The organism is Pseudomonas sp. 10S5 (genome assembly GCF_035019745.1).
Lineage (GTDB): Bacteria > Pseudomonadota > Gammaproteobacteria > Pseudomonadales > Pseudomonadaceae > Aquipseudomonas.
This window is the reverse complement of the sequence record NZ_JASJVL010000022.1, coordinates 12,175-30,278: the sequence shown is the minus strand read 5'-3', so window position 1 is coordinate 30,278 and position 18,104 is coordinate 12,175. Positions and strand designations below refer to the sequence as shown.

16 protein-coding genes are annotated in these 18,104 nt (G+C 53.8%); 4 read left to right on the top strand and 12 right to left on the bottom strand.

Annotation, left to right across the window (positions count from 1 at the left end; genetic code table 11):
* The first annotated feature begins 22 nt into the window (after positions 1-22).
* The 4 genes from QN378_RS20420 (at position 23) to QN378_RS20405 (ending at position 3,971) form a co-directional block, all read left to right on the top strand.
* Positions 23-925, top strand: coding sequence for a LysR family transcriptional regulator (locus QN378_RS20420; RefSeq protein WP_322202071.1), 903 nt, complete (start codon positions 23-25; stop codon positions 923-925).
* 178 nt (positions 926-1,103) lie between these two features.
* Complete coding sequence (locus QN378_RS20415; RefSeq protein WP_407074060.1) at positions 1,104-2,450, top strand: gluconate:H+ symporter; 1,347 nt, start codon at positions 1,104-1,106, stop codon at positions 2,448-2,450.
* A 323-nt stretch (positions 2,451-2,773) separates the two neighbouring features.
* The gene (locus QN378_RS20410) at positions 2,774-3,187 is read left to right on the top strand and encodes a DUF4398 domain-containing protein (RefSeq protein WP_322202076.1); all 414 of its coding nucleotides are present in this window, start codon (positions 2,774-2,776) and stop codon (positions 3,185-3,187) included.
* A 10-nt stretch (positions 3,188-3,197) separates the two neighbouring features.
* Positions 3,198-3,971, top strand: coding sequence for an OmpA family protein (locus tag QN378_RS20405; protein ID WP_322202078.1), 774 nt, complete (start codon positions 3,198-3,200; stop codon positions 3,969-3,971).
* A gap of 247 nt (positions 3,972-4,218) precedes the next feature.
* Here the strand turns inward: QN378_RS20405 and QN378_RS20400 are convergent, their stop codons facing one another.
* From QN378_RS20400 to QN378_RS20345, 12 genes are all read right to left on the bottom strand, one after another.
* On the bottom strand, positions 4,219-5,298 hold the full coding sequence (locus QN378_RS20400) for a polysaccharide biosynthesis/export family protein (RefSeq protein WP_322202080.1): 1,080 nt from the start codon (positions 5,296-5,298) through the stop codon (positions 4,219-4,221).
* 134 nt (positions 5,299-5,432) lie between these two features.
* Positions 5,433-6,842, bottom strand: a complete 1,410-nt coding sequence (locus QN378_RS20395; RefSeq protein WP_322202082.1) for an undecaprenyl-phosphate glucose phosphotransferase — start codon at positions 6,840-6,842, stop codon at positions 5,433-5,435.
* 13 nt (positions 6,843-6,855) lie between these two features.
* Positions 6,856-8,079 (bottom strand): glycosyltransferase family 4 protein, encoded by a 1,224-nt coding sequence (locus QN378_RS20390; protein WP_322202084.1) that lies wholly within the window; start codon positions 8,077-8,079, stop codon positions 6,856-6,858.
* A 96-nt stretch (positions 8,080-8,175) separates the two neighbouring features.
* On the bottom strand, positions 8,176-9,318 hold the full coding sequence (locus QN378_RS20385) for a glycosyltransferase family 1 protein (protein ID WP_323548856.1): 1,143 nt from the start codon (positions 9,316-9,318) through the stop codon (positions 8,176-8,178).
* Between the two features lie 94 nt (positions 9,319-9,412).
* Positions 9,413-10,726 (bottom strand): hypothetical protein, encoded by a 1,314-nt coding sequence (locus QN378_RS20380; RefSeq protein WP_323548854.1) that lies wholly within the window; start codon positions 10,724-10,726, stop codon positions 9,413-9,415.
* Between the two features lie 111 nt (positions 10,727-10,837).
* Positions 10,838-12,085: a glycosyltransferase family 4 protein gene (locus tag QN378_RS20375; protein WP_323548853.1), complete on the bottom strand. Its 1,248-nt coding sequence runs from the start codon at positions 12,083-12,085 to the stop codon at positions 10,838-10,840.
* On the bottom strand, positions 12,082-13,083 hold the full coding sequence (locus QN378_RS20370; protein WP_322202091.1) for a glycosyltransferase: 1,002 nt from the start codon (positions 13,081-13,083) through the stop codon (positions 12,082-12,084). Before QN378_RS20370 ends, QN378_RS20375 begins: the two co-directional genes overlap by 4 nt.
* Before the next feature lie 77 nt (positions 13,084-13,160).
* Positions 13,161-13,676 carry a transcription/translation regulatory transformer protein RfaH gene (rfaH, locus tag QN378_RS20365; RefSeq protein WP_322202093.1) on the bottom strand — a complete coding sequence of 172 codons (516 nt, stop codon included), beginning with the start codon at positions 13,674-13,676 and terminating at the stop codon, positions 13,161-13,163.
* A 43-nt stretch (positions 13,677-13,719) separates the two neighbouring features.
* Positions 13,720-14,472: a WbqC family protein gene (locus tag QN378_RS20360; RefSeq protein ID WP_323548852.1), complete on the bottom strand. Its 753-nt coding sequence runs from the start codon at positions 14,470-14,472 to the stop codon at positions 13,720-13,722.
* 31 nt (positions 14,473-14,503) lie between these two features.
* Positions 14,504-16,708 carry a polysaccharide biosynthesis tyrosine autokinase gene (locus QN378_RS20355; protein ID WP_322202097.1) on the bottom strand — a complete coding sequence of 735 codons (2,205 nt, stop codon included), beginning with the start codon at positions 16,706-16,708 and terminating at the stop codon, positions 14,504-14,506.
* A complete protein-coding gene (locus tag QN378_RS20350; RefSeq protein ID WP_322202099.1) occupies positions 16,709-17,161 on the bottom strand; it encodes a low molecular weight protein-tyrosine-phosphatase in 453 nt (150 codons plus the stop codon).
* Positions 17,151-18,104 carry a glycosyltransferase family 2 protein gene (locus QN378_RS20345; RefSeq protein WP_407074054.1) on the bottom strand — a complete coding sequence of 318 codons (954 nt, stop codon included), beginning with the start codon at positions 18,102-18,104 and terminating at the stop codon, positions 17,151-17,153. Before QN378_RS20345 ends, QN378_RS20350 begins: the two co-directional genes overlap by 11 nt.

Here is an 18,104-nt window from a genome sequence, read left to right as displayed (position 1 = left end):
GATTGATAAAAAAAGCAAATATATGAACGTTAAACAGCTTCGCGCTTTTCTCGCCGTGGCCCAGTGCCTTAGCTTCGCTCAAGCAGGGGAGCGTTTGCACCTGTCGCAACCCGCGCTGAGCTTGACGGTAAAGAGTCTAGAAGATGAATTGGGCGGCAAGCTGCTGAGCCGCACTACCCGCAGCGTCAGCCTGACGCCAGAGGGCGAAATCTTATTGCCCTTGGCGCGCCAGTTGCTGACCGATTGGGACAATACCGAAGAGTTGTTGCGGCAGCGCTTCACCCTGCAACTGGGTAAAGTTTCCATTGCTGCAATGCCGTCCTACGCGGGAAATTTGCTGCCGGGGGCGCTCAAAGTGTTTCGCGGCCGCTATCCACGGGTCAACGTCGCGGTGCATGACGTTATCAACGAACAGGTTCTGGAAATGGTACGCCATCGGCGGGTGGAGCTGGGTATCGGCTTCGAGCCGGAGTCCAGCAATTCGTTGGTGTTCACGCCATTTTATATGGACCGCTTTGTGGCGGTGGTACCAAAAGGCTCACCGCTGGCTGAGCGCGAGGAATTGACCTGGAGCGAGCTGCTACGCGAGGATTTTATTGCCCTGCAACGTCCGTCCGCAGTGCGCCTGCTACTCGAGCAGGACCTGCACACCCAGCACGGAAAACTGTCCGTCGCGTTTGAGAGCCATCAACTGTCCACTATTGGCCGCATGGTCGCCAATGGTTTAGGGGTGAGCGCGGTGCCGTCGTTATGCATCCAGCAAATGCGTGAATTGGGCGCCCAATGTGTGGCGTTGTCCGAGCCACGCATTGAGCGGCGTATTGGTTTGATGATGCTTGCCGACCACAAACTGTCGGCTGCGGCGCAGGCGTTGCGTGATGTGTTGATCGAATGTGCTCAGAAACAGGGACAGGAAATGCTCTAAACAGGCCGACTTATTAGCGGAGGACGGCGCTCCGAGGCAGGAAGTTGAGGTATGGTTGCGCGCAATTGAAACTGGATGTTACTGAATCGGATTTCAACGCTGCCTTGCGAACCCCTGCTTACCCATAATAGCCCTGCTAATAAGGAGCACTGCTTTGGATTTTTCATCTGTTGCCTGGATGGCTCATGACACACGCCTCATGGTGTGTTGTCTCGTGGCAATTGCCATCATCATCGTATTGATCAGTGCAACCAAGCTGCCACCTTTTCTGTCGATTTTGATCGGCACGTTCATCGCCGGAGTCGGAGCGGGCTTACCGCCGGAAGACGTCGCGAAAGCCTTTAGCAAAGGGGCGGGCGGTATTCTTGGCGAAGCCGGGATCATTATCGCGCTGGGCGCGATGCTCGGTGCGCTCATGGCTGAATCCGGCGCTGCCGACCGAATTGCCACGACCTTGCTTGGTCTAGGCAAAGGCCGCTCGCTGCCGTGGGTCATGGCACTGGTGGCAATGGTCATCGGGTTACCACTGTTTTTTGAAGTTGGCTTGGTGATGATGGTGCCGATCATCTTCGTGATGGCGCGCCGCTCCGGGCAACCGCTGCTGAGAATCGCCATCCCCGCGTTGGCGGGCATGACCACCTTGCACGCACTGATGCCGCCGCACCCCGGACCGCTGATTGCGGTCAGCGCGCTCCATGCAGACTTGGGTCTGACCATGTTGCTGGGCATCATCATTGCTGTTCCAGCGGTGATCCTTGCCGGTCCGATCTACGGCAACTGGTTGTCAAAACGCATGCACGTTGGCGAGCCTGCCGACATCGGCGCACTGTTTACCGCCAAACCGACGGCGACCCGCCAGCCAAGCTTTGGTGTTTCGTTGTTGATTATTTTGATGCCGGTTATCTTGATGCTCGGCAGCACGTTGGCCAAGGTGGCAATGACCCCGCAAAGCAATCTTGCGCTGACCTTGAAGTTTCTCGGCGAGCCCCTGGTTGCTTTGGGTTTGGCAGTGATTGCCGCAGTGATCTGTCTGGGGTGGGCCAATGGCATTTCCCGGGAACACGTGGGTAATACGCTGCGTAAAGCCTTGGCGCCTATTGCGGTACTGTTGCTGACCATCGGTGCTGGCGGCGGCTTGAAGCAAACGCTGCTGGACGCCGGGGTGAGCCATACCATCAGTAAATTCGCAGAAGGCGCACACATGCCGTATCTGCTACTGGCGTGGGTGATCGCAGTCCTACTACGGCAAGCAACCGGTTCAGCGACCGTAGCCACCACCACCACCGCAGGGATTCTGGCGCCGTTGATGGCGGGCCTCGCTGCGACGCAAAGCTCTCTGATTGCGCTGGCGATTGGTGCAGGGTCGGTGTTTTTTTGCCATGTGAACGACGCTGGTTTCTGGATGGTTCGCGAATATTTTGGCTTGGAACTGAAGCAAACCATTTGGGTATGGTCAGTGCTGCAAACTATCGTCTCGGTGGTGGGACTGATTGGCACGTTCCTATTATGGGAATGGTTTGTGTAGCGATTAAGCTGCGCACTGCACTCCCCCCCCGCCTTCGGATCTGTAGAGCCAACGTGCGCGATAGACTCAACGCGGCGCCGAAGACGGGGCCGCATCTGCTCCAGATATTCAATCCTCCACGCCTCTATGCTTCTTTATCTAGCGCCATTTCCCTTCGTAGACTCAGAATCGTCCTACATAACTCCCATTGCGCTTCAGATAGTCTGCGGCCCGTCCGGACAGCACCTGTTTTTCAGGTCGCTAGTGATGGCTTGCATGACAAAAGTTAGAACGTGGGAACCCTGATGTTGAAGGTTTCTAAATTTAATTTTCTGGAGCGTTTGATGAGTCTTCAACGTGCGTATAACCGTGCCCGTGTATCTGTCCTGTTGTTAGCTGTTGGAACATTGGCTGCTTGTGCCAGTGCGCCGCTGCCGGAAGAGCAGATCACCTTGTCTAAAAGCGCTGTAAACCGTGCTGTGTCTGCAGAAGCGACCCAGTACGCGCCGCTGGAAATGAAGTCGGCACAGGACAAATTATTGCTACTCGAGCGCGCCATTGGTGAGCGAGATGTCGCCCAATCCCGGCTGTTGGCCGAACAGGTCGAGGTGGATGCCAACCTGGCCGAGCGTAAAGCCCACGCGGTCAAGTGGCAGCAACAATTGGAAGCGTCCCGCAGCGGTATTCAAGTGCTGAGGCAGGAAATGCTTCAAGCGCCGGATGCCGGTCTCAATTCGTCTTCCGACGACTCTTTGTAAGGATTAGCATATGCGTACTTCATTGATGCTTCCCGTGGCTGCGGTTGCCAGTCTGTTGCTGGCGGGTTGCGCCGTTACACCGGAAAATGCCGACCTTTTGCAAGCCCGTAGCCAGTTTTCCGCGCTGCAGGCCAAGCCGCAATCGAGCACCTTGGCCGCCCTTGAAACCAAGGACGCGTTCATGGCTTTGGGCAAGGCGGATAAGCTTTCCAGCCAAAACCGCAAAGCACCCGCGATCGAGCAGTTGGCCTACGTTGCCAGTCAGAAAATCGCACTTGCCGAGCAGACGATTCTGGGGCGCGAAGCCGAAGCTGGTTTGAAAAGGATCGACGCTGAACGCACTCAAGTCCGTCTGGATGTGCGTACGGCACAATTGCGAGCATTGCAGGCGATGAAAGCGAAAACCACCGAGCGTGGTCAAGTAATCACGTTCGGTGACGTGCTGTTCGATACCGGTAAGGCCGAACTTAAATACGGCAGCCAGCGTAACTTTCAGCAATTGGCTGAGTTTCTGCGGGCTAACCCTGAGCGCAAAGTGCGAATCGAAGGGTTTACCGACAGCACTGGCGGAAATGATTACAACCAGCAATTGTCCGAGCGCCGGGCATTTGCCGTGGTGCGAGCCTTGGCAAAGCTGGGCGTTGGCACGGAGCGCATGACCGGTATTGGTTATGGCGCTGAACACCCCATAGCCGACAACGCCAGTGAGCATTCACGGCAACTTAACCGTCGGGTCGAAGTGATCGTTTCCAACGACGCCACGGTGGTTGAGACACGCCTTTAACAATTTTCCACATTGATCGATAGGACGCTAATGGAGCTGGCCTCACGCAATTCTTTTGCGTGGGCTAGCTTTTTGGTGAATCGCCAATGCGCCGCGAGGACGGGCAGGTCGATACAAAGTCGGCAAGTGTTTTCCTATAAAACAGTTATCGGTTAATGCGGTGTTTCAAATAAGCCATGATTCTCCATACTCAAAACAAAAAAATCCCCGCGTTTTGCAAGGCGGGGATTTTGGTGAGCGGTGAGGTTTAGTTCTTGAACGCAGCGCCTGTAGCGACGACGCTGGCCGATGGTAGCAAGTTGCTAATGTAACGATTCCAACGAGTGATGTTGGCGGGGCCGACAAACACCACGTCCTGCGCCTCAAGCGTGAACTGTCGCGCCAGAATGAAGGCAGTCGGTTTTTCCGCGTTCAGGTGGTAGACCGTAGCCGTCTGGCCATTAACATCGCCTGAGCGGATAACGTAGACTGCGTTTCCGTCGGCGGAATCAGGGGCGAGGCCACCGGAGTTGCCCAGCGCTTCCATCAGGGTCAATGATGTCGTACCAAACGAAATCACTTGCGGACGCACCACTTCGCCTAATACATACACCTTGTTGGGCGAGTTGCTGTTCAAGTGCAGGTAGTCACCGTCCTTAAGAAAAATCTTGCTGAGCTGCGAGTCTTTGCGGTTAAGCGCATCGACGTCGAGCACATATTCCTTACCGTCACGCTTGAGGGTCAGTCCTGCAAGGTTGGCGTCTGTCAGGTCCAGTCCTGCCGTACTGATGGCTTGCACCAAGCTCAATGGGATGTTGGTAATTGATTGCGAACCCGGGTTTTTGAACGCGCCCGACAGCAAGATACGCTGACTGTTGTAACGCAACACTTTTACGTCGACCTTGACCTCTGTGTATTGCGGTGCCAAACCCATTCGAAGTTGTTCGCGAACTTGCGCAACAGTTCTGTGAGCCGCTTGGATTTTTCCTACGTATGGGAAAAATACAGTTCCGTCGCTCAGCACTTCCCGGCTGTTAGCGTCCAGTTGAGCCTGCGAGCCGGGAGCCGTTAACTCCGGGTGTTCAAACACTGTAACCAATAATGTGTCGCCGGGACCGATGAGGTATTCGGGGGTCTTATAACCCAGCAGTTCCGTAGGCAATGGCTTGGGTTTGCGCCAGTTATTGGTTTGCAGCACGCTGGCAGTTGTAATGGCAACAAGTGTCACCTTGGGAGCGCCTGGCGTATTCTCTTCTACCTCATCTGGAGTCATATGCTGCCCGGGAGCAAAGGCACAGCCCTGTAAAATAAGGCTGAATAGCAGCACAACGGCTAGGGTTCGCTTCATAGAGTTTTTCCTTTCAAAAGTGCGTGACGCACCGCAGTGATTTCATTGCATCCCTTTCCAACACCGTTACAACTTCATCATCCACACAGGGGCGTGTCTCCTGATCGAGCCGGTTGCGTGGATAGATGAGTTACTTAAAAGGCGTTCTTGTTAAGAAAGCCTTTGAACAGAGTCAGCAGGATGATTTTTATGTCCAGCCAAACTGACCAATGCTCAATGTATTCCAAGTCGAATTCGACGCGTTTTTGCATCTTGTCCAGCGTGTCGGTTTCACCACGCCAGCCATTTATCTGCGCCCATCCAGTGATCCCTGGTTTAACTTTGTGCCGCAGCATGTAGCCGCTGACTTGAGTACGGTATTGCTCGTTGTGCGCCACCGCATGAGGGCGTGGTCCGACGATCGACATATCGCCGCGCAGTACGTTAAAGAACTGCGGCAACTCGTCGAGCGAGGTGCGCCGCAGAAAGGCCCCAAGCGGGGTAATTCGTGCGTCGTTGCGGGTGGCTTGGCGAACGACATCGCCGTTTTCCTGCACGGTCATGCTACGAAATTTGTAAACCATGATGGGTCGACCGTCCAGTCCGTAGCGGCGTTGCCGAAACAGCACCGGACCGTGCGAGGTGCACTTGATGGCGATGGCAATCAACAGCAACGGCAACGCGATCATTAACAGGATGAGACTGGACAAGACAACGTCTTCGAGTCGTTTAACCACACTCCAGGCGCCGTCCATGGGTGAGTCAAAAATGCTGATGCTTGTCAGGCCGTTAATGCTTTCGCTACGCGCATGAAGCAGCTCGAACATGAACATATCAGGAATCAAGTACACGGAGGCGGTGGTGTCACTCAAGCGTTTGACCAGCTCGCGCAAACATTCTCCCTCAAGGGTGGAGGTGACGTAGATCTTATCGATGTGGCCGTTACGGGCATCCTCGACCAACGCGTTAAGGCCGCCTCGAACCGGCACACGTCGGCCGATGGCCATAAGGTCCATCTGCTGCGGCTTTTCGTCGTAGAAACCCAGCAAGTCCAGCCCCATCCAGGGAGCAGCGGTGATAGACATGGCCAAGCGCTCGCCGCATTGTCCGGTACCGACGATCGCCACCCGACGAGTGTTAAAGCCTCGGCGCCGCAAGCCTTGCAGGGCAGTGCGGATCAACAAGCGGTAACCACACAGCACCGTCAACACCAAGGCATACCAAGCCATTTGGCCGTTGTTGGGCAAGTGTGTGCCGTGCAATAACAGGTAGTCTGCGGACAACAGTATTACGAACGTTAATGCCCAATAATTGAAGACCTTGATCAGTTCGCGAAGAATCTTTTCGCCGCGCCAGGACCCGTACAGCTGGTGGTATTCGCCGAGCCAGTGGAAGACCAGTACAGAGAGCATGATCAGCAACCAGAGCTCTGCACCTGTCGACTTGCCTTCAAGCCGGTTGACCCAATAGCCGCACAGCACGATAACGGCCAGATCAAGCAATCGGTGGGCCACGGACAGTAGCGATTGATGAGCGTGAAGAATGCCGCGAAATTGAGTGCTCATGGCCGGTACTCGCTCAAACAGATTTGATAGGGACGACCCGCCCGCTGTGCTCGGAATGGGTCACCGGTTCAGGTGCTGCGACGGGAACAGCGGCGGGCAAAGGGCGCCGGTGTGCTGTGCGAGCAACTGCCAATCGAGAGTCGACGAAGGTTTTGATTTCTCGCTCAAAACGTTCTGCGCTAAAGCGTTCGGCGTTAAGGCGACAGGCCAGGGCGCTAATGCATGACCTGGCATTCTCAAATTCGGTCACCGCTGCCGTTAGTGCTTTTGCAGTCTGCTCGTAGTAAAAGACCCCCGTTGGTACCGGTTGGTCCAGACCATGAATGGTTTCTAATACGCCTCCCTTGGCGAAAGCGATGACGGGAGTACCGCAGGCTTGAGCTTCCACGGGGCTGATGCCGAAATCTTCCTCGGCGGCGAAAACAAAGGCCTTGGCATTGCGCATGTACTCAAGTAGTGAGGCGAAGGGCTGGTGGCCGAGTAGGGTTACGTTGGATGCCGAAATTGCTCGGCACTTGCCCATCTCTGGACCCTCTCCGATAACGATCAGGTGTTTGTCCGGCATTGCCGCAAAAGCTTCGACGATCATTGGAATGCGTTTGTAAGGCACCATGCGCGAGGCCGTCAGGTAGAACTCTTGCTTTGTTTCCTGCAGGGTGAAACCTACGGTATCTACAGGGGGATAAATGACCTTTGATTCGCGGCGATAAGTTTTGGCGATGCGGGCGCCAATGAAATGCGAGTTGGCGATGAAATCGTCCACGCCCGCCGCCGTTCGCTGATCCCACATACGGATGTAATGCAGAACCATCCGGGCGACTCGGCTCTTGAACCCCCGGTCTAAACCTGCTTCATGCAAATATTGGTGCTGCAAATCCCAGGCATAACGGATAGGCGAGTGCACATAGCTGATGTGCACCTGATCCGGTCCGCTAAGTACCCCTTTAGCCACAGCATGGCTGCTGGAGATGATCAGGTCATACCCCGACAGGTCTAGCTGCTCGATAGCGAGGGGCATCAGCGGCAAGTATTTTTGATAGCGGGTTTTGGCTTTCGGCAAGTTCTGGATAAATGTGGTTTTGGCTTTTTTCCCGCCCAGATGGACGCGGTCCTGATCGCTGAAAAAATCGATCACTGAAAACAGATCGGCGTTAGGCCAGACCTTTATCAAGGCGGCGAGCACGCGCTCAGCGCCGGCGTAAGTCACGAGCCAGTCATGGACGATTGCAATTTTCATGGCGTTGGGTTCCGTAAGTGCATGCTATAGAACGATCGCGGGCGTGGCGCGACAGGGCACGATTATTAAGCAGTTAGCGGGACGGGAGGCTTGCTCTCACGGTTTGCCCGAGGACGACTCAGCTGGAAATTTTTTGTTCACTACGTCTTGGGATGCCAGTGGCTTGACCGATGCGTGCCTCGTCTCGCCGATTAGCGTGTCGATACGTTGGGAGACCCGCAGTGCCGAGTCTTCCCAAGAAAATCGGGCTACGTTGTTAAGGCCGCGACGACGCAGCGATTGGCGCAACGGTAAATCGATCAATACCCGCTCTATGGCAGCAGCAATATGCTCTACATCCATGGGGTCGAAATACAGTGCGCTGGCTTGTAATACTTCTGGGATTGAAGCTGAGTTGGCGGCTATCACGGGGCAACCACACGCCTGAGCTTCTAGCGGAGGAATGCCAAACCCTTCATACAGCGAAGGAAAAATGAAGGCTGTTGCACCTTGGTACTGGGCTATTAGCTCGGCATCGGTGAGCCGACCCAAAAAATGTATGCGCGGATCGCTAGCAGCCAACCGATGCAGACTGGGATCAGAAAATATCTCGCTGGCGGCGCCAACAATATGCAGTTGTAACGCCTCTTGGTTACGCAACGTCAGAAACGCTTCGATCATTCGCTTGAAGTTTTTGTGGGCGCTGGGTGAAGACACGGCCAATAAATAGGCCTGATTGTCGTCTAGCGGCGGTCCCGGCTGGAAAGCGTCGCTGACGGCATTGGGCACAACGAAAATCTTGTTCTCCGGATAATGGTAAAACTGCGAAATTTCGCCCTTGGAAAAACTGCTGACGGTCAACAATGCTTTGATGTGCGCCAGCAGTATTGGCGTCATTACCCGATACAACGTGCGAAATGCTCGCGTGTAACTTTCCGGATGACGCACGTATGTGATGTCGTGATGGGTGGCGATCTGGTTGCCGTAGAACAGGGGAGCGGTGCTGCACAAGGAGACTAGCAAGGGATTGCCTAGTCGCCGCAGGTGCAGCGGCAGATCAAGTTGTTCCCACACGTGGCCACTGTTACGGCCGATACATTGGACATCAAGCGCTTTAGCGCTTTCGTGCATCTTGATGCCCGAAGGGGCGACGAATACCAAGTCGCTCCGGATCTGCTTGAGCGCCAAACACGTCTGTTCAGCAAATCGTTGTACCCCGCGCAATTCTTGGGTAAGAAAGCGAGCATTGATCACTATCATCGGAGGCGACCTGAAGAGAATAAAACGCTAAATCAAGGGGCTTCGTGCGCTTTCGCTCGCTACGGTTTTACACAGCTTTTATGGAGTAAACCGGTTACTGAGCAAAAAGTGGCGGACGCGTTCCCAAGCTGATTATTTTCGGAAATTCGTAGATTGGAACCTCGGCGGAGCACCTGCTGTCATCACACTTCCAAGGGCTTCCACTGTCAACGCGGTCTTTTTCCGGCTCGCCTGTATCAATCAACTGCACATTACCGCGCTGAATGCTGCTGGCCTCAACGTGTGCTGTTTGTCGACCGGTGACACTCCAAGCAACCAATATTTGTTCTGAGCCTTTAGAGAAACGCAGCAGATAGTGAGAGTCGGTCTCTCTACTTTTGTCGGCTTCGTAATGAAACTCACGCACGGTCGGGCTAATTGCTTTAAGTGTCAGATAGGCCAGTTTCGGGTCCAGGTTTTGCCCCAACAAACCGAAGTTCTGCTTTATATCGCGGCGGTCATTGCCATCGTTGACCAAGTCATACCACCACATACCCTTGATGTCGGGCAGCGTGCGAGCGAGGAAGAAACTGCGTGCCAAGTAGGCTGCTTGGGTGCGTTCATCTACCCCACATTTGCCGTCATTACTGGGCCAGCCCATTTCGGTGAGATACAACGGTACTGGTTTATTGGAGATTGACTTGAGGTCCGCATCGACATCCCGAAGCCACGCAATCCAGTGTTCGGGGGTATGACGTTCCGGGTTGCGGCAGTACACCGATGGGTGTAGCGATAAGCCGTCTACTTTTGACAATACGTCGGCTTCGATCAAGCGATTAGCGAATCCCAGATCAATACCCTTGCTGGTCACGGCACCTGCAAGGATCTTCACGTGGTTATTCTGCGTGCGAATGCGTTGCGCCGTTTCGGTTACCAGGGTTGTGTAGTCGGCGGACGATGCTGTATCACCGGGGTTTTCGCCGTCCCATTCGTTCCATATCTCGTAATACCCCACCGCATTGCCCAGCCTGCGGCTGACAAACTTGGCGTAGCGGGTGAAAGCCCTTCTGATTTGCGGGTCTCGGGGTTTCGAGGTGTCGTCATAAAGCGGGTTGCCGTAGCCCAGGACCAGCAGCGGGCTAATAAGGCGCGTTCTGGTTTCACTTAAATAATTGAGCCAGACCGAGTCGATATGCAACTGGCCCCGCTTGGGCTCGACGGTAGACCATAGGGCATCGTCACGTACTGAGGTTATTCCGGCATCAGTGATTAGCTTCATGACATCGGTCAGCGAGCCCTTCTTATTCAATAACTGAGTACCGACACCGATGATGAACGGCTCGTCGGCCATGACCGGGAAACTTAAAAGTAGGCCTATCAAAAAAAGCATCAGGTACGGGCGCGACCTGGTCCGGTTCGAAGTGAACATATTGGTCTCATTAGGTGGCCGCAGACCGTAGCGTTTGCTTAGGGTCGTGGGCCGAGCAAAGACGGGCATCGGGTGCGCAATCAGCTGAAACGGTTACCCCGCGTGTGCCTGTCAACCTGCTTGTATCGGATACGGCACGGGATGATCCTTGCGTCGCATGATTTTCCCTTGGAGCGTCTCGGTGAAAATTCGTAAATAGTGGTCGAGCATTAAATCCTCGTCGAGCAGCGAAGCGACGCTGCTGCGCGCCTGAGCGCTGAGACGGGCGAGTAAGGCTGGCTGCTCGTACAAACTCAACATCGCTTGGCCTAGCGAGTCCGGTTCACAAGGGCTGCACAACAAACCGTTTACTTGGTCCTGAATAATTTCGGGCAATCCCCCCATTCGTCCGGCGATCACCGGCAGGGAATGAGCGCAGGCCTCGACGGCGACCATACCGAACGGTTCACTCCAGATCGACGGAACAACGGCCACGTCCACCTGACTGTAAAAAGCTTCCGGTTTCTGATAACCAACAAAACTGATGTTCGGCGATGTCACCATCGCTTTAAGCAGGGTTTCGTCGTTGAGCTGGCCGCGGCCAGCAATCTGGAGGGTGGCGTCGAATGGCAGTTTTTGAAACTGTTCAATCAACCAGCGAACACCTTTGGCTTCAGACAATGTGCCCATATAACCGAATCGCAGCGGTTTGACGGTATTCACTTCATGCACCGCCGATGCCGGAGTAGCCGCGAATGGGCTGCTGTTATGCACGACGTGGGCCTGCGCCCCTTTGAAGTAGCCTTGGCCCTGGAGGGTTTCGAGCAAGAAGCGGCTAACTCCGATCACGCTGGCGACTTGCGCGGAGCGCGCGTCATAACCTTTACGAAACTGTTTGCAGCTGGCGCATACCTGCTCACAACATTTGCCGTTCTTGAACATCGTGCTGCTCGGGCAGAGCAAGTACATATCGTGCAGCACTTGTACGATCGGTATGCCAGCGGCAGTAATTTCATCCCAAGCGGACACCGACCACCCACTAAGGTTATGGCAGACCACAATGTCCGGGCGCTCGGCCCTGATTACTTCCCGAACGTACTCGCGCATACCACTGTTGTAGCGGTCGCGTATGTGCCAACCGATCCGGCTCAGGCGCCCCGGACGCTGGGCGGTGTAATGCCAGTAGAAGTTTCGCAGGCCAGCTCGATACACTTTGACTCGGTTCAGGCAATCGCTGGAAAGTCCGGTCTCGGGCCCCGTCGCGAGTACAACTACATGGCAACCGCGCCTATTCAGACCCTCTGCCGTCCGTTGCAGAATAATTTCCGCCCCGCCGCCAATGTGGGGGGGGTACAAGCTATTAATGAATAGTATTTTCATAACGGGTAGGACTGATTAAGACCCAAAACGCCTGACTCTCCGTCGTGGATTGCTTTTTCGATCAAGTTCAAGCGTTGCTCGGCACCCCGGCGTTTGGCGATCACGCGTAATAAACAAAAAAATACCCAGCGGTTGAGGCTGTAAACCCAAGATGAGGTAGCCCAAATATTTTTGTCGAACCAGGCCTGGTTCCGGGCACCGTAATAGGCACGTAGGTCCGAGCCGCCAAGCAGGAAACTTTCATAGATGTTGTTGGTTTTGGCTTTGATGTTCCACGACTCTTCAAGGTCATCGAGCAGGGCATCGGGCACCAAGAATATACGCCCGCCACCGGCAGTGATTCGCCAGGTGTATTCACTGTCATCGGCATACAGCAACAGCGCGTCCAATGGCAGACCAATGCGTTGATATAAGCTCCGATGGGCGAGAAGGCCGCCGTAGGTTGCAAAGGGTAATTGAACCATCGGCTGCTGATTTTGCTTCGCTTTGGGGTGGCCCCAGGGCAAGCGACGCCAAATCTTGTACGGCAGCTGCGCAATGTGAAAACCAAAGAAACTGGAGCGCCGCTGGATGGCGAAGCGCGTGGGGACACCGGCCGCAATATCGGCCTGATGAGTAGGGCGAAAACCCAGCACAGCGGCTTTGTCCCGACCATCAATACGCTCACGTTGGTATAGGCAATGGTGCAATGTGGCGATGGCATTGACGGTTGGCGCGTTGTCATCGTCCATCAGCCAGATGTATTCGGCACCCGCATCTATTGCTGCTTGAATGCCCACGGAATAGCCTTTGGCCGAACCGGTATTGTGTTGTAGATAAATCACCTGAACCTGCCCTGGCCATTTGCGTGTCAACGACTCAAGGGGGGCCACCGATGCATTACTGACAATTATCACCCGTTCGATTTGTGAGCTTGCTAGCGAGCGGCTGACTAGAGTTTGCAGGTAGGGCAGTCGGTCACCGTACGTCAGTGTCACCAGCGTTGTTTTATAAGTCATCGTGCGCTTCCAGACAATTTAGAAAAGTGGAGATGGCGCCTCGCGAACACGTTCGCTCTGAAAAAGTGATCCTGACCTCAGACTAGAGCTTCCATCCGTGCCAGGCTGCTTATAGGCAACGTGACCTTATGTTCGCGTTGCAGCAGATTTAGCAAAATGATGGCGCGCTCCTCCCCGTCGGCGGCGAGGAAAATAGCTTCAAGATCACAAAAGCTGCCGGTCTTGATTCTTACGTGTTCGCCTTGCTGAAATTCGGCTTTTGGCGGCGGTGAGGACAACCGTTGGCGAATTTGTTGGATCAAGTCATCGTGAACCGGCACCGGGTGTGAGCCGAAGGTAACGATACGCGCGACACCTCGAGTTGAGCGGATCGGATACCAATTGTCGTGGACCTGATCCATGCGAATGAACAGGTAACCTGGAAAAAGCTCCTCTTGGACGGCTGCACGCGAGTTGCGTTTTTTCGTGGCCCCGGCTTTTAGTGGCCGATAGCACTCGAATTGCTGACGCTGCAAATGTTCTTCGGCACGGGCTTCCTGGCGTGGTTTGGTTTGAATCAGGTACCAGCGCGCGGGATTTTCCATATGAGTCATAGGTACGCTCCATTGCAATCCAACTGTGACTGGGTAAGCACGGTCATCCCGTAGCTGTCATCCGTTTCACAGGCTCCTGCTTCGCGCCGCTAAAGACGCAATAGCAATTCAAGAGCTCTTGTACATGCTCGACACAGTTGAACATCAGGACATCAATAATCGACAGATTGCCCACAAAGGGTCGTTTGAATTGGCGGTACTCAATAGAGTCCATCTTGAAAAACTGCAAAAAAATACCGTTTTGAGCGAAGTATTCAGGGTCGTACAGTTCTATTCCGCCAATAGGATTGAGATAGCGATCACAGGAAAAAGTTTGCACGATTCGCAGCACTCGATCTTGTTTATCAGTGGGTGTGCCGATCTGCAAATCGGAGCTGCGCAAAATCGGCGTTCCTATGTGCAGGTAAGTGCAAATTTCCCTAATCGAGTGTTCGATGTAGAGCGCCAGGTTTTTAACTGGAAACTTGAGCAGTCGTTCCAGTAGCGGCATGACCTGAGCGAAGTAGGGCGCTTTGGCGTAACTTTGTGTAATCACGGCAATCAGGCAGTGCGCTTCTTCGTCAAATGTGTCACCCAACTGGCGCTGATTGATGGGCATGTCAAACCGGTCACGCTTCAGCGGAAACGTAACCAAGGTTGCCTCGTCATGGGTAAGAATTCGATTGCGATTAACCCACCCAGAGCGGATGTACTGCAAGTCGTCACCCAAGACGAATACATCCGCGGCAGCAATAAGTTGAAAGTAGCCCAAGTAAGGAAACAGGTACGGCTGCATTATGGCGATGGTCCGGACCATAGCTATCTCCGAGTGGGGGTAATAACGTCCGTCACTTTCGAGTCGGGCTGTAATCGTAGCCGTAGGCTGCGCAGTCATATGAGGCAGTTGAAGCCTTGCGCAGCACGCCGTTGAAAATGGCGCCTTTGATGACCACGCCATTTTGGCCAAGTCGGCGCTTGCAGGCTTCGATTTCCTTGACCGAGGTCAGACCAAAGCGGGTTACCAACAGCGTTGTGCCAGCCTGACGTCCGACCAGTGTCGCATCAGTGACCGCTAGAATCGGCGGCGTATCGACTATCACTAGGTCATACAGTGGAGCGAGGTCGGCAAGCAGTTTGTTGAAGTTGTCATGCATCAATAGCTCGGATGGATTCGGCGCAGCAAAGCCGCAGGAGATCAAATCCAGATTAGGTACTTCAGTCGCGTTGATCACGTCTTTACTGGTCAAACGCGCAGCTAGTGTGTCGGACAGTCCGTGCTTTGGTTGCAAACCGAATATTTTATGCAGGTAGCCTTTGCGCATATCCGCATCAATCAGCAATACCCGTTTACCGGTTTGAGCGATGATCACTGCCAGATTGCTCGATACAAACGACTTGCCCGATGCTGGCGTCGGGCTGGAAATCATCAACACATTGTTGCGCGCTTCAAGCATCGCGAAGTGCAGACTGGTACGAAGGCTGCGCAGCGATTCGACGGCGAGTTCGGTAGGCTCGGACACGCTTAGCAGTTTTGCAGCGCGACTTTGATTGTTCTTCTCCAGACGCTCTTGTTGGCGCGAATACGGCAACGAGGCGTACACCGGCATACCCAAGTTTTCGATGATTTCCGGATTGTCGACACCGCGATAAAAAGCTTGGCGCAAAAACACTACGATGACCGCTACCAGAACACCGAGTAAGGTTGCGAGGGCCACGATCAGCTTGCGCATAGGCTTTGCAGGCTCTTCAACATTAGCATCAGCGTTGTCGATAATGCGCACATTACCGATGCTGCCAGCGCGAAGAATGTCCTGCTCCTGGCTCTTGTTCAGCAGAAGCGTGTAGGTCTGTGTAGTTACTTGCATGTCACGAGTCAGGCGTAGCAGTTCTTGCTGGGTAACGGGTAGTGCCTGAATTTTTTTCAGTAAGGCTTGTTTCTGAGATTCAAGTTGGCCCATCTGCGTCATTAGCGCTCGATAGGTTGGGTGTTCAGGGGTATACAGGCGTTCAATTTCGACACGTTTTAGTTTCAGCTCAGACAGCATAGAGTCCAGATTGACGACTTGATCAAGCACCGACTTTGTTTCAATGCTCAGGTCCACCGACTTGGCGCTGGCCTGGAAAGCGTTCAAAGCTTGTTCTGACTGCTCTAACTGTTTGCGAACCAGCGGCAATTGCGAGCGCAAAAATTCCAGGCGCTGAGCGGCTTCCGCCGAACTGCGTTCGACGTTCTGGCGAACATACAGGTGACTGACTTCGTCAAGAATCGTTTTAGCCTGAACCGGGTCCGGGTCCTGGATCGACAAGTAGATGATCCCTGAATCTTTACCCGCTTCGGTGATGGTCAGGCGTGACTGATAGTCCAACGCGCTGGTCAATGTACGTTGCTTAATCAGGGTGAACTCTGTACCTGGTCGGGCCTTGAGCGTGGCGATCTGTATTTTTACGCCATTGCCTTCGACGGTCTGATTGGTTTGTCCGTTGAGCAGCACGCCACCGTCTTTGTCAAACAGCGAAAACGCATCGGCGCCGTTGGCAACAAGGGTCAGCTTTTGGCCAAGTAAGGCATCCGAAACTTCCAATTGAAAGACATCAATGTGCTCACCGCCCCAGGCGTAGTTACGCAGACCAAATACCGGTTCTGCCAAAGCACCCGGCATGTCGGGTTTGAACGTGCGGGCCATGTAGGCGCCGAACACAGGAAAGTAGTTAGGCCTTTGAATAATATTGAGCTTGAGGTCTTCAACTACTTTGCCCAACACCGCTCGGGACTTGATCAATTCGATTTCGGTGGTGGCTTGGGAGACTGACAACGGTTTGTTATTGACCTCAGGGGTACCTTCTATGCCAATTTTTTTCGGCTCGATCTGAATCATTGCATTGCCCTGGTAGATGGGCGTCGCCAATAAAGCGTATGCCAAGCCAACCAGCAGAAAGACGCTAACAATCGACGCAATTAGACCCTTGTGATCAAACAAGGTACGCAAGACGGTCGCCAAATCGATCTTGGTGTCTTGGTAATAGTCCAGCGCAGGGCGGTTCATGACGGTCATTTATCGGATTACTCCTGACTGTAGATAAGGAAGCCAGTCATCGACACAACGCGACAGGTGCTCGAAGGTCTGTTCGAAGGCTAATTTCGGGCGCCGGTAGGGGTCGTCTATTTCCAGTTCGTGTTGCCATTTGCCAATTAAAAACGTCTTGCCACGTACCTCAGGGGCCAGTTTCAAGATGTTTTGTAGTTGCTCGTTCTCCATCGACAAAATGAGTTCGGCGTCATGTAGCATCTTTCGATCAACCTGCCGGGCTCTATGCTTGTGCGCTGTAATGTGATGTTTTTTCAACACCTCCCGGGCCAGCGGGTCCATGGGCGAGGCGAGCATTGCGTGTATACCCGCCGATGATATCTGGACATCGGGCGATGATAGGCGCTGGCGGAACATCGCTTCAGCCATCGGGCTGCGGCAAATGTTGCCGACGCAAATAACCAGCAAATTATTGAACATGACCTTTTCTAACCGACAGCATGAGCCGCTTGCTGAGATTAACGCTGATGTTACGAGCGACTAACAGCAGCGCTTGTAACTTATGCAGTGGAGAAATAGCCGAAATCGATAGGCTAAACACTTGAATCAAGAAGTACTCGTACATTGCCTGATTGCCGATACGGTTGTAGTAGTTGGCAAGGCTTGAGCACGTCTGCAGGCTCATGTGTAATTTTCGTTGGTGTGAGCGCATCGAGAAGACGCCGCCAAGGTGTATGCGGTACATGGCTGGCTTGATCTCTTCGAGAAACTTTCCCTTGCCATGCGCACCCAGCAGCGACCACCAACATAGGTCATTGAGCGGCGCTAACCACAGTTCTGGCGGTAGTTCATGAAAGACGTTTCGAAAACATGTCGTGAGTGTCGAGATTTCTCTGGCTCTTTGCAGTTCGACAGCGGTGGCATCGGCGCGAAGATTGCCTAGTAGCTGGATACCACGCTCGCCTTCGCTGTCGAAAGACATTGCGTCGTGATAGGTCAGCACGTAATCAGGATGGCTCTCAAGGAAGTCCACCTGAACCTGCAACTTGCGCGTGTCAGTCCAGTAATCATCGCCTTCGCAGTATGCGATGTACTTGCCTCGAGCCTCTTTAAACAGCCCGGGCGTGCACAAGTTGCCTTTTGAGTATTGGTTCACCCGGTGGTAGAACGCCCGGATGATCGTCGGATACCTGGCGGCATATTGTTCTACGATTTGTGTGGTGCCATCAGTCGAAGCGTCATCGTTTATCAAAATTTCGATCGGGAAATTAGTTTTTTGCGCCAGAAAACTCTCTATCGTTTGAGTGATGAACCCGACTTGATTGTAGGTGGGACAAACGATGCTTAGCAGCGGCACAACGGGCGGCTGTTCAGACAGCGCTTTGGGTAGTTCAGAGGTTGAAGTGTTCACAGTGGCATCCAT